This is a genomic window from Mesorhizobium sp. M1322 (genome assembly GCF_040318085.1).
GTDB lineage: Bacteria > Pseudomonadota > Alphaproteobacteria > Rhizobiales > Rhizobiaceae > Mesorhizobium.
Genome location: NZ_JAMYLP010000122.1, coordinates 1 through 13009 on the forward strand (window position 1 = coordinate 1; position 13009 = coordinate 13009).

Sequence of the window (13009 nt, forward strand, 5' to 3'; positions counted from 1 at the left end):
GCCGAAGCCTGGGTCTTCATCGCCCACATCCGCCTGCTCACGCGTCGCCTCGCAAGACCTTGAAATTGCACCAGTCGTTTTGATTCAGACACTTACACCATCGGGCGTGGAGCGGATCGTTTGTTGCGCCACGCCTGGCATCTTCGATTTTATTTGACCTGCCCGGCAAGGGGAGAAACACTGCAGCCTCCAACTCCGACGTTGGCTGCGCTAGAACTGCGGCCTCCGCAGAGGAAATGCCTGATGACGCTGCATGATGTCGCGCTCGACGACAAGTTCGACCTGGGAAAGGAGCGCATCTTCCTTTCCGGCGCGCAGGCGGTCATCCGCATGCTGCTGATGCAGCGCGAGCGCGACCGCCGGGCTGGCCTGAACACCGCCGGCTTCGTCTCCGGCTATCGCGGCTCGCCGCTCGGCGGCTTCGACGTGCAGCTTTGGAAGGCCAGGAAGCAGCTCGCCCAGTCGGACATCGTCTTCCAGCCCGGCCTCAATGAGGAACTCGCGGCCACGGCTTGCTGGGGTTCGCAGCAGGCCGAATTACTGGGTGAGGGCACGCATGACGGCGTCTTTTCTGTCTGGTACGGCAAGGGACCGGGCGTCGACCGCTCCGGCGACGTGTTCCGCCATGCCAATCTCGCCGGCTCGTCAAGATATGGCGGCGTGCTCGCCCTGATGGGCGATGACCACATGGCCGAATCCTCGACCAACGCGCATGCGACCGAATTCCTGTTTGTCGACACCATGGTGCCCATCCTCAATCCGGCCGGGGTTCAGGAGATCATCGACTACGGACTCTATGGCATCGCCATGTCGCGTTTCGCCGGCACCTGGGCAGCGATCAAATGCGTCAAGGACAACATAGAATCGACGGGTTCGGTCGATGCCGCGCTCGAACGGTTTGATATCGTCATCCCGGACTTCGACATGCCGCCCGGCGGCCTCAACATCCGCAACGAGATCGACATGCTCGGCCAGGAGGAGCGGCTGCATGAATACAAGCGCGCCGCCGCTTCGGCCTTCATCCATGCCAACGGGCTCAACCGGATCGTCTATTCCGGCGGCAGCAGCCCGAAGCTTGGCATCGTCACCATCGGCAAAAGCTATCTCGACGTTCGCCAGGCGCTGGAAGACATCGGCGTCGACGAAGCCGCCGCCAACCGCATCGGGATCAGGCTGTTCAAGGTCGGCTGCCCGTGGCCCCTCGACCTGCAGCACATCGCCGACTTCGCTCGCGGTCTCGACACCATTGTCGTCGTCGAGGAGAAACGCTCGCTGATCGAGGTGCAACTGCGCGAGAACCTTTACGGCACGGCCACGCCGCCGGTCATTGTCGGCAAGAAGGATGAGCGCGGCGACGGGCTGTTCCCGGCCAAGGGCGCGCTCGACCCCAACGACATCGCCATAGCGCTCGGCGAGAGGATCTTGCGAACGATCGGTCCGTCGGACGAGATTGCCGCGCGGGTGGCGAAACTTCGCCAGTTCCAGGCGATGCTTGCCGACACGTCAGACATAGCCTCACGCACGCCCTTCTTCTGCTCCGGCTGCCCGCACAATTCCTCGACCAAGGTGCCGGACGGCTCGCTCGCCGCCGCCGGCATCGGCTGCCATTTCATGGCGCTGTGGATGGACCGCAACACCGTTGGTTTCACCGCCATGGGCGGCGAGGGCGCGCAATGGGTCGGCCAGGCGCCGTTCTCGAAGCGCGACCACATCTTCCAGAATCTCGGTGACGGCACCTACAACCACTCCGGCGCACTGGCGATCCGCTTTGCGCTGTCGACCGACGCCAACATCACCTACAAGATCCTCTACAACGACGCCGTCGCCATGACCGGCGGCCAGCCGCACGAGGGCGGCCTGACGGTGGACATGATCGCCAGGCAGGTGCGCGCCGAGGGCGTCGAGCGCATCGTGATCGTCACGGACGAGCCGGACAAATATGCCGGCAAGGTCGAATTCCCGGCCGGTGCCACCATCCATCATCGCGACGACCTCGACCTCGTCCAGCGCGAATTGCGCGCGGTCAGGGGCACATCCGTGCTGATCTACGACCAGACCTGCGCCGCCGAAAAACGCCGCCGCCGCAAGCGCGGCACCTTCCCCGATCCCGACAAGCGCGTCTTCATCAACGAACTGGTCTGCGAGGGCTGCGGCGATTGCGGGGTGCAGTCGAATTGCGTGTCGATCCAGCCGGTCGAAACCGAATTCGGCCGCAAGCGCAGGATCGACCAGTCGAGCTGCAACAAAGATTTCTCCTGCGTCAACGGCTTTTGCCCGTCCTTCGTCACCGTGCATGGCGCCAAGATCAGGAAGGCCGAGGGTATGGCCGGCACGGCCGATCCGCTCGACGGCGTGCCTGCGCCCGCCGAATTCCCGCTCGGCGACCAAGGCTGGGCGGCTATCATCGACGGCGTCGGCGGCACCGGCGTCGTCACCATCGGCGCGGTGCTCGGCATGGCGGCCCATCTCGAAGACAAGGGCTGTGGCATGATCGACATGGCCGGCCTTGCCCAGAAAGGCGGCTCGGTGTTCACCCATGTCCGCATCGCGCGCAACCCGGGCGATATTCATGCCATCCGCGTTTCAGCGGGGAAGGCCGACCTCGTGCTTGGCTGCGACCTCGTCGTGTCGGGCGCCCAAAAGGTGCTCGCCGCGGTGCGTGAGGGCCACACGATCTTCCTCGCCAACACCGCCGAGATCATGCCCGGCGAGTTTACCCGGTCGGCGGATTTCTCGCTGCCAGTCGAGCGGCTGAAAAAGGCGATCCGCACTGCCGCTGGTGACGACAAGGCGCATTTCTTCGACGCCACCCGCACCGCCACCGCGCTGTTCGGCAGTTCCCTCGGCGCCAACATGTTCATGCTCGGCTTCGCGTTTCAGCATGGCGGCTTGCCGCTGTCGGCCGAGGCAGTCGAAAAGGCGATCGAACTCAACGGCCAAGCCGTAGCAATGAACGTCTCAGCCTTCCGCTGGGGCCGCCGCGCCGCCCACCAGCCGGATTTCGTGCGCGGCCTCGTTGCCCAGCCGGGCACGGCTGCACAGACTGCCGCTGTCGCCGAAACGCTGGACGACATCATCGCCCGCCGCGTCGCCTTCCTCACCGCCTATCAGAACGCCGTTTATGGCAAGCGCTACGCCGACCGGCTGGCCGCGCTGCGCAAGGCCGAAGCCAGGGCGGTGCCCGATTCGACTGATGTGACCGAGGCCGCCGCGAGGAACCTGTTCAAGCTGATGGCGATCAAGGATGAATATGAGGTGGCGAGGCTCTACACCGACGGCTCCTTCGCCGCCGAGCTGGGCAAGCAGTTCCAGAGCTACGACAAACTCGAATTCCATCTCGCGCCACCGATCATGGGCAGGCGCGGCAAGGACGGCAAGCCGAGGAAGTCGAGCTTCGGTCCTTGGATGATGAAGGGGTTCCGCCTGCTGGCAGCGATGAAAGGCTTGCGCGGCACTCTCTTCGACGTGTTCGGCTACAGCACCGAAAGGCGTATGGAACGCCAGCTTCTTGCCCAGTACGAGGCCGATCTGGAGCTCGTCGCCGGCGCGCTGGTGCCGGGCAGGGTCCAGGCTGCGGCAGCGCTTGCCTCGGTGCCGGCGCTCATTCGCGGCTATGGCCACGTCAGGCAGGCCAGCGCCGAAAAGGCCGCTGGCGAGCGCTTAAGGCTGCTCGATCGCCTGGCAAAGACGCCGGTTCGGCCGGAACTCCAGGCCGCCGAGTGATCGTTTTTCCTTATTTACCTGAAGAATAGCTTCCCAGCGTCAGCCGACCTGACGGTGAGGCCCAAAACGGCCTTTCTAAATCTTTCTTAAGGCGAATGTGACACAGCTTGGCTCCCCAGGGTGGGACTGAGGCGTGAATCTGAAAAGAAAAAACGAGATACCGGTCGACGTCTATATTCCGTTCGTGGAAACTCTGTTCCGCGACAGCCTGACGTTAGCGATCGGCCTTGTCGCACAAACACTACTCGTCATTCTAGTCTACTGGAAGACCACGGATCTCGCGTATCTCCTGGTTGCTGCCGGACTCACCATCGTCGGCACGCTGCGCCTTCGCAACATCCGAAAATACAATCGGCTTCCTTCCCCGAAGACATGGGAGGAAGCCCGTAGTCGCGAAAACGACTATATTATTTTCGGTTCGATGCACGGCTTCATGCTCGGCGCTTTCTGTTTCGTCAGCATCTACCTGGCAACCGATAGCCACGACAACTATGCCGAAATAGCCGCCGTTTGCGTGACGCTAGCGTCGGTCACGTCGATTTCCGGCCGCAACTATGGTTCGCCGCGGATGGTCATGATCTTCATCATGACCACTACATGGCCGATATCGCTCGGTTTCATCCTTCGTGGTGATGTCTACCATGTCATACTCGGTCTGCTGTCAGCCCCCTTTCTGTTCGCGATCAAGCGTTTCGCCGATATCGCCCGGGAAGTCTTATCTACCGCCCTGTCAGAGGAAAAGAAGGCGAACCGCCTCGCCCAGCGCTTCAATCGGGCGCTGAACACCATGTCGCATGGCCTTGTCATGCTTGGCCCTGACGGCCGGGTGGCGGTGGCCAACGCCGAAGCCGCGCATCTGATGTCGCTCAAATCGCCCGACGCATTGCTCGGGCGATCGATCCACGGTCTGCTGATGCGCGGCGTTGCCGGCGGCATGCTGGCGCTGAAGGACTGCCGCTACATCGAAGCCCAGCTTACGCGCGCCCTGCGCGAGGGCCGCGATCGCAAGGTTCTCGTCACGCTTGCGAACGGGCAGCACTATGAATTCTCGGCGCGCGAAGGCAGCCAGGAACTGGGCGTCATCACCTTCGAGGATGTGACGGCCCGCGTCGAGGCGGAAGACAAGATCCGCTTCATGGCGCGCTACGACAGCCTCACCGGCCTGCCCAACCGCGCCTATTTCCACGAGTTGATCGGAGAGGCGATGGCATCCGGCGACCTTGAGCGTCTGTGCGGGCTCGCCGTGCTCGACCTCGACGACTTCAAGAGCGTCAACGACACGCTTGGGCACCCGGTCGGCGACGGATTGATCTACGCCATCGCGGAGCGGCTGACAGCGATCGCCGGACCAGGCGTCACCATCAGCCGTTTCGGGGGCGACGAGTTCATGATCTTCTTCGACCGTGTCGAGGACGCGAGCCATCTGACCGGCCAAATCGACGAGATTTTCATTGAGCTGCAGGGCGAGGTCGATGTCGCCGGCCATGGACTGCGTATCCAGGCCAGCGGTGGCGCGGTGCTGTCACGGGTCAGGGATACTGATGTCGATGCCATGATCGTCAAGGCGGACCTCGCGCTCTACAAGGCCAAGGAACTCGGCAAGAACACTTGGCGGTTGTTCGAGGCATCGATGGATGCCGCTTTCCGCAACCGTCAGCTGATGAAGGCGGATCTGCGCACTGCAGTGGAAAGCAAGGGGTTGCGGGTGGTCTACCAGCCGATCGTGGCGATGAGCACGATGCGCATAGTCAGTTGCGAGGCGCTGTGCCGTTGGGACCACCCCGATCTCGGACCGATCTCGCCCAGCATCTTCATTCCGCTGGCGGAAGAAATGGGCATCATTTCCGAGATCAGCACGTTTGTCCTGCATGCGGCGTGCACCGAGTGCGCCAAATGGCCCATACAGACCAGTGTCTCGGTCAACCTCTCGGCCAAGGACTTTCGCAACCGCGACGTTGTCCAGAAGGTTCGCGATGCGCTCGCCAGCTCCGGCCTCGCCGCCGGCCGCCTGGAGATCGAGGTCACCGAGACGGCGTTGCTCGACGACAAGTCGCTGACGCGTCAGTATATCGAGGAGTTAAAGCGGCTTGGCGTGCGCATCGCGCTCGACGATTTCGGCACCGGCTATTCGAGCCTGAGCTATCTCCACAAACTGCCGCTCGACAAGATCAAGATCGACCGTTCGTTCCTGATGGACGTCACGCAGAACAGCCGTTCGCTCGAACTGCTCAAAGGCATTGTCAATCTGTCGCGGCCGTTGGGGCTTTCGGTGACTGTCGAGGGCGTCGAGACTTTCGAGCAGCTCAAGATCCTGGCGTTGCAGGTCAAGCCGGACCTGGTTCAGGGATTCCTGTTCGGCTCGGCGCTGAGCGCATCCGGCATCGAGACGATTTCGAGCACGGTCTGGCCCTTCGCCAAGGACATCAAGACGGCCAGGAGAGCGAGCCATCGCTGATTCTACCGGAAAATGTTGTACTTTAGTATAATTTTAACTATTATTAACCTTAATAGCTGGTAAACGATCTCTATCTTGTTTTCATCTTTACATCTTACGACCCTGCCGTAGTGTTGATCGTGGCGGCATTTTGCGGGGACCCGAGTTCATGGTTGTTGAGTTGAGTTCGCCTCGCCAGGCGGCGGGTGCTGAGCACCAGAACATGTCTAGTTTCGCTCAGCACGTTTATGCGCTGCTCGATCGGACGGAGTACCGCCGCTGTGAAACCGGCGAGGATTTCGAAAGCATCTACAGGTTGCGCTACAACGCCTATCGGATGAACGAGTTAGTGCCCGAGAATGCTTCCCGTGAGGTCCACGATGAATTCGACGAGCTGCCGAATTGCCATACGTTCGGCATCTACATCGACGGGCGGCTGGTCAGCACGATGCGACTGCACAATGTATCCGCCGATAACCCAGCGTCGCCGGCTCTAAGCGTCTACAGGGACTTGTTGATGCCGCGTCTGGCGGCTGGTGAACTCTTTGTCGACCCAAGCCGTTTTGCCGTAGATGCCGAATGGTCGCGGGTATATCCGCAGATTCCGTACGTCACGCTGCGCCTTGCCGGTATGGCGTGCTTCCATTTCCAAGCGCCCTATTGCATATCCATGATCCGCGAAGACCACGCCGCTTTTTACAAGCGTATCTATCGGGCTCGGCCGATCGGTGACGCGCGTCCTTATGCAGGCGTGATTAACTGTTTTGCGCTGCTTTATCAGGCCGATGTCTTGGCAATCAAGAACGAGACTTACGCCCGGTTCCCGTTCTTTCGGTCGACGCCGATGGAGCAGCGCATGCTGTTTGAAACACCTAGTGCCGGTGAACTCGCGCCACTGACCATTCTGCCGACCGCCAAATACTATCGAGAAGCCGCCTGACATCTGGCAAATTTAGAGCGCGGCTGGAGCTTTCAGGCCGCTTCGGCGTTCAGGGAGGCGCGCCGGTGGCGCGTGGACGACGTCAATCTGCATCGCTTCGGCGGCAATTCTATCGAGAGGAACCCTACATGACCATTTCCACGCTCGCACTCACTCCACTGATCTCGCTGATTGCCGGCGTGCTGATCCTGGTGATGCCGCGACTTCTCAATTACATCGTCGCGCTCTATCTGATCGTCGTCGGCCTGCTTGGGCTGTTTCCGCAGCTCGCCGGCTGAAATGCCGGCAGGCGTGACAAGCCTCAGCCGCAAGGAAGCGCAAGGCGGCAGCCACGGTTACCTCAGCAACATCCTCCCTGCATCCGGCGGCTTCAACTTTCCTTTGAGGCTGATGTCTCCGGCGATGCGGCAATAGCGCCATTGCCCTCGGCCTGGCTTTTCGCTATGTGCCTGAAAGATGTCTCCGAAGGGGTATTCCTATGGCTGATCACTCGCCGACCGGTCCTGTCGAACTAGGCGCGAAGATGGACTATGCCGAGCACGACCGCACCTATGCCGGCTTCCTTAGGCTCGCGAAATACGGATCGCTGTTTTGCCTCGCCGTGCTTCTGGCAATGGCCTTCGGCTTCTTTGCGGGCGGCTTCTTCTCGGGATTTGTCCTGTTCGTTCTGATCCTCGCCGTCGGCGCTTTCATTCTCCGGTAAATTCTTCAAAACCCCTTGCCCGTGACATCGCCGGAAGTCCGGCCGGCGTCCTGCGCAGACAGGTTCCAGCCGAAAGGATTATGCGGTGGGACAGACGGTTTTCATCCCTCGTGAGCTCGATGCCAACGAGCCGCGCATTGCTGCCTCGCCCGACACGGTGAAGCGGCTGGCGGGGCTGGGGTTCGACGTGATCATCGAAAGCGGCGCCGGCACGGCATCGCGCATTCCCGACGAGGAGTTCGCCAAGGCCGGCGCTGTGATCGGCAAGATGGGCGACGCCGCCAAGGCCGATGTGGTGCTGAAGGTGCGCCGGCCTGATGAGGCGGAGCTGAAGGCCTATCGCTCGGGCACTGCCGTCATCGCCATCATGGATCCCTATGGCAACGATGCTGCCGTCGATGCTCTGGCAAGGGCCGGCGTCACCGCCTTCTCGATAGAGTTCATGCCGCGCATCACGCGCGCCCAATCGATGGACGTCCTGTCCAGCCAGGCCAACCTCGCCGGCTATCAGGCGGTGATCGACGCGGCTGCCGAATATGACCGGGCGCTGCCCATGATGATGACGGCGGCCGGAACGGTGCCGGCGGCGAAAGTCTTTATCATGGGCGTCGGCGTCGCCGGCCTGCAGGCGATCGCTACTGCGCGTCGTCTCGGTGCCGTGGTCACCGCTACCGACGTGCGGCCCGCCGCCAAGGAACAGGTCGCCTCGCTGGGAGCAAAGTTCCTGGCGGTCGAGGACGAGGAGTTCAAGGCGGCGGAGACGGCTGGCGGTTATGCCAAGGAAATGTCTAGGGAATACCAGGCCAAGCAAGCGGCGCTGACCGCCGAGCACATCGCCAAGCAGGACATCGTCATCACCACCGCGCTGATCCCCGGCCGTCCGGCGCCGAAGCTGGTTTCAGCCGCGATGGTCGCCTCGATGAAGCCGGGCTCGGTGATCGTCGATCTCGCAGTCGAACGTGGCGGCAATGTCGAAGGCGCCGTGCCCGGGCAGGTGGTGACCACTGCCAACGGGGTGAAAATCGTCGGCCATCTCAACGTACCGGGCCGCGTCGCGGCCTCCGCATCGCTGCTCTACGCCAGGAACCTCTTTGCGTTCCTCGAGACACTGGTCGACAAGAACACGAAGACGCTTGCCATCAACCGCGACGACGAACTGGTCAAGGCGACGATGCTGACCGATGGCGGTCAGGTCGTGCATCCGGCCTTCATCGGCAAGCCGGCGGTGATGATCGCCTCGGCCGAGCCTGCGAAGCCCGCTGCCGCAGAAAAACCGGCCGCGCCAAAGAAAGCTGCCGCATCCAGGAAAGCTGCCGCACCCAAATCGCCCGCTGATAAGCCGAAAGGGTTCGCGTGATGGACCAGACCTTGCAGAAAGCCCTTGACCAGCTCGACCAGGCGACCGCTGCCGTCCGGCTCGCTGTACAGGATCTGGCCACCGCGCCAGGCGGCGCTGAGGCGGCCGGTGATGCTGCGCACGCGCTATCCGGCGGGGCGATCGATCCGTTCGTCTTCCGCTTCGCCATTTTTGTCCTGGCGATCTTCGTTGGCTATTACGTCGTCTGGTCGGTGACGCCGGCGCTGCACACGCCGCTGATGGCCGTCACCAACGCTATCTCCTCGGTCATTGTCGTCGGCGCGCTGCTTGCCGTCGGCATCTCGGCGTCCGGCATCGCCACGGGCTTCGGTTTCGTCGCGCTGATGCTGGTCTCGGTCAACATCTTCGGCGGCTTCCTCGTCACCCAGCGCATGCTGGCGATGTACAAGAAGAAGGACAAGTAGAGCGACATGAACGCCAACTTCGCCTCCTTCTTCTATCTGGTGTCCGGCATCCTTTTCATCCTGGCATTGCGCGGCCTGTCGCACCCGACCACCAGCCGCCAGGGCAACATGTACGGCATGATCGGCATGGGCATCGCCATTGCCACCACGCTGGCGCTGGCGACCCCTTCGGCGGGAGGCTTCGGCCTCATCGTGCTCGGCCTTTTGATCGGCGGCTCGATCGGCGCGATCACGGCACGGCGCATCGCCATGACCTCGATGCCGCAGCTGGTCGCCGCCTTCCACTCGCTGGTTGGCCTTGCCGCCGTCATGGTGGCGGCTGCCGCCGTCTATGCGCCGGAAAGCTTCGGCATCGGCACCGTCGCCGACATCCACGCCCAGGCGCTGATCGAGATGAGCCTCGGCGTTGCCATCGGCGCGATCACCTTCACCGGCTCGGTTATCGCCTTCCTTAAGCTCGACGGTCGCATGTCGGGCAAGCCGATCATGATCGGCGGCCGCCATTTCATCAACGCCGCCCTCGGCATCGGGCTGATCGTGCTGATCGTGCTGCTCGTCACCACCGAGTCCAAACTGGTGTTCTGGCTGATCGTGGCGGCATCGCTTGTTCTGGGCGTCCTTCTCATCATCCCGATCGGCGGCGCCGACATGCCGGTGGTCGTCTCGATGCTGAATTCCTATTCGGGTTGGGCGGCTGCGGCACTCGGCTTCACGCTCGGCAATCTGGCGCTGATCATCACCGGCGCACTGGTCGGCTCGTCCGGCGCGATCCTGTCCTACATCATGTGCAAGGGCATGAACCGGTCGTTCATCTCGGTCATCCTCGGCGGCTTCGGCGGCGAGACTTCCGCCACTGCCGATGACGGCATCGAGCGCACGGTCAAGCAGGGCTCGGCCGACGATGCTGCCTATCTGATGATGAACGCGCAGAAGGTCATCATCGTGCCGGGCTACGGCATGGCGGTCGCCCAGGCGCAGCATGCGCTGCGCGAGATGGCCGACAAGCTCAAGGCCAACGGTGTCGACGTGAAGTATGCCATTCATCCCGTCGCCGGCCGCATGCCCGGCCACATGAACGTGCTCCTGGCCGAAGCCAATGTGCCTTACGACGAAGTGTTCGAGCTCGAGGACATCAACTCCGAATTCGCGCAGGCCGACGTCGCCTACGTCATCGGCGCCAACGACGTCACCAACCCCTCGGCCCGCGACGACAAGGCGTCGCCGATCTACGGCATGCCGATCCTCGACGTCGACAGGGCCCGCACCTGCCTGTTCGTCAAGCGCTCGCTCGGCTCGGGCTACGCCGGCATCGACAACACGCTGTTCTACAAGGACGGCACCATGATGCTGCTCGGCGACGCCAAGAAGATGACCGAAGAGATCGTCAAGGCCATGGATCACTGATCCGGATTGGCGGCGCCGGTGCACCGCCATTTGCTCGAAACAAAGGCCTGGCTCCGCGCCGGGCTTTTTCTTGGCCCTGAGCATCCGGCCTGGGCGTCTTTGCTCTCACGCCGGTTTCAGCGCTACGATGGGGCAAATTCTGTTCCGGGCTTTGTCACCAATGGAGGCACTGGTGTCCCACCCTCATCCTGTTGCGTCGCCGGCCAAGACCAGTCCGCCGGCCGCCGGAAAGGCGCCGCGCAAGCCCAGCCAGGCCGTGGTGATCGTGCATGGCATGGGCGAACAGCGACCCATGGGCACGCTGAGGGAATTTGTTCAGGCTGTTTGGAGTCACGACCCTGCTCGCGTGCCGTTTTACGCCCGTGTGGCCGATTCGGGCGGTCCCGCCGGCGAGAAGATCAACCAGAGCTGGATCACGCCCGACAGCCGGACGAACTCGCACGAGCTTCGTCGGATCACCACCCCTTACGATATCGATGGCCGCCGCACCGATTTCTACGAGCTTTACTGGGCCGACATCACGCAAGGTACGACGCGGGGCCGGCTCGCGGCCTGGGTGACGAACCTGCTCTGGCGCAAACCCGCCGACATTCCGCGCGATGCCCGCGGGCTTTATGTCGTCACGCTTCTGGCCGTCACAACAGTCCTGTGCGCGGCGCTCTTGCTCGCGACGTCGGCCCTGCAGGGAGATATTGCCTGGGCCACGGGCACGCTCGTCACCATCCTGGCCTCGTTCGTCATCTGGTCGGTGGACCGGTTTGGCCTGCCCTATTTCGGTGATGTGGCCGCCTATGTACGTGCTGAAGCGGCAACGGTCGAGAAGCGCGCGCTTGTCCGCGACCGTGGCCTGACGCTGCTGAGGCGTCTCATGATGGACGATGGCTACGACCGCATCGTGCTAGTCTCGCATAGCCTGGGATCAATCATCGCCTATGATCTGCTGCAGATATTGTGGGCCGATTTCAGGCCCCGAAAGCTGGAAGCGGTCCGCGATAAGTCGCGATTGAAAGCGATCCGCGCCGTCGACAAGGTCACGCTCAACGCCGATGGTCCTGTGTGGCCCGACAGCTTGGATGATTTTTCTGGATTCCGGCGCGCCCAATGGGAACTCTACCGCCAGCTCCGCACCAGGGACGACGATCATCCATTGCCATGGAAGATCAGCGATTTCGTCACGCTTGGCAGTCCGCTGACTCACAGCGAATTTCTGGTGACCTACAATCTCGCCGAATTCAGGCGCGGCATCGCCGAGCGGCTGTTCTCGGCATGTCCGCCGATCGCCGAGACGGCGGCCGGTGGAACCGTCCTCTATCAGGAAGGGCGCAGCCGTTCGGGCAAGCCACAGCGGGCGGTGCATCATGGCGCGGTGTTTGCCGCGACACGCTGGACCAACATCTTCGACAGGGGCAATGGCTGGTTGACGGGCGACCCGATCTCCGGACCGATGGCGGAAAATTTCGGCCCCGGCGTGGAGAACATCCGGGTCGAGTTGCGCGGCTCGCTTGGCCGCGTCTTCACGCACACTCTCTACTGGTCGCTGAAGGCGACCGGCGTCGAGGTCGCCGCAGCTCCCGGAACGCCGCCGCGCTCTCATGTCGATGTGCTGCGCGACGCGGTCGATCTCGGCCGCAAACTGGAGCCAAGCCAGGCGGCACCGACGAGTGCTGCTGGAAAGTAGGGCGATGGCTGCTGGAAAATTGGGGCCGCTCGTTTCGGCGAATCAGCGCGCACAATCGACGGCGATCACGCCGTCAAACCGGTCGATGCCGGCACACAGTCCCGGCATCGATAGAACCCGTCAAGCACCGATCAACGGTTGGTCAGGAAGACCGCCTCCTCGTCGTCGCGCTGCCTGCCGCCAAGTGCCGCTGCGGCGCTCGCGATGAAAGCGCCGACGACCAGCGACAGTGCGCCAAGCAGCGCGAAGGTGGCACCGGCTTTCCTGGCGGTATCGGCAGCCTGCTGGGCCTGGACCTTCGCCTCCTCGACCCGGGCAAGCACCGCATCGACACGAGCCCTGGCA

The 13009-nt window shown here is 62.6% G+C and carries 9 protein-coding genes and 1 pseudogene; 9 read left to right on the forward strand and 1 reads right to left on the reverse strand.

What is annotated here, in order from left to right; translation table 11 throughout:
- Positions 1-243 precede the first annotated feature (243 nt).
- The 9 genes from NKH12_RS27675 to NKH12_RS27715 all read left to right on the forward strand — a co-directional run bounded on the left by NKH12_RS27675 (position 244) and on the right by NKH12_RS27715 (position 12664).
- On the forward strand, positions 244-3723 hold the full coding sequence (locus tag NKH12_RS27675; RefSeq protein ID WP_352956057.1) for an indolepyruvate ferredoxin oxidoreductase family protein: 3480 nt from the start codon (positions 244-246) through the stop codon (positions 3721-3723).
- Positions 3724-3856: 133 nt separating this feature from the next.
- Positions 3857-6178 (forward strand): putative bifunctional diguanylate cyclase/phosphodiesterase, encoded by a 2322-nt coding sequence (locus NKH12_RS27680; protein WP_352956058.1) that lies wholly within the window; start codon positions 3857-3859, stop codon positions 6176-6178.
- 148 nt (positions 6179-6326) lie between these two features.
- Entirely contained in the window at positions 6327-7097 is a 771-nt protein-coding gene (locus tag NKH12_RS27685; protein ID WP_352956059.1) for an N-acyl amino acid synthase FeeM domain-containing protein, read from the forward strand.
- 128 nt (positions 7098-7225) lie between these two features.
- On the forward strand, positions 7226-7375 hold the full coding sequence (locus NKH12_RS27690) for a DUF3096 domain-containing protein (protein WP_065006071.1): 150 nt from the start codon (positions 7226-7228) through the stop codon (positions 7373-7375).
- A 200-nt stretch (positions 7376-7575) separates the two neighbouring features.
- On the forward strand, positions 7576-7800 hold the full coding sequence (locus NKH12_RS27695) for an aa3-type cytochrome c oxidase subunit IV (protein ID WP_352956060.1): 225 nt from the start codon (positions 7576-7578) through the stop codon (positions 7798-7800).
- An 85-nt stretch (positions 7801-7885) separates the two neighbouring features.
- Complete coding sequence (locus NKH12_RS27700) at positions 7886-9157, forward strand: Re/Si-specific NAD(P)(+) transhydrogenase subunit alpha (RefSeq protein ID WP_352956061.1); 1272 nt, start codon at positions 7886-7888, stop codon at positions 9155-9157.
- Positions 9157-9582, forward strand: coding sequence for a proton-translocating transhydrogenase family protein (locus NKH12_RS27705; protein WP_128182384.1), 426 nt, complete (start codon positions 9157-9159; stop codon positions 9580-9582). Before NKH12_RS27700 ends, NKH12_RS27705 begins: the two co-directional genes overlap by 1 nt.
- A 6-nt stretch (positions 9583-9588) precedes the next feature.
- The gene (locus NKH12_RS27710) at positions 9589-10986 is read left to right on the forward strand and encodes an NAD(P)(+) transhydrogenase (Re/Si-specific) subunit beta (protein WP_352956062.1); all 1398 of its coding nucleotides are present in this window, start codon (positions 9589-9591) and stop codon (positions 10984-10986) included.
- A 172-nt stretch (positions 10987-11158) separates the two neighbouring features.
- Entirely contained in the window at positions 11159-12664 is a 1506-nt protein-coding gene (locus tag NKH12_RS27715; protein WP_352956063.1) for a hypothetical protein, read from the forward strand.
- A 131-nt stretch (positions 12665-12795) separates the two neighbouring features.
- On the opposite strand, the pseudogene NKH12_RS27720 reads toward NKH12_RS27715, so the two are convergent.
- Positions 12796-13009, reverse strand: a pseudogene (locus NKH12_RS27720) (hypothetical protein); the annotation flags it as partial.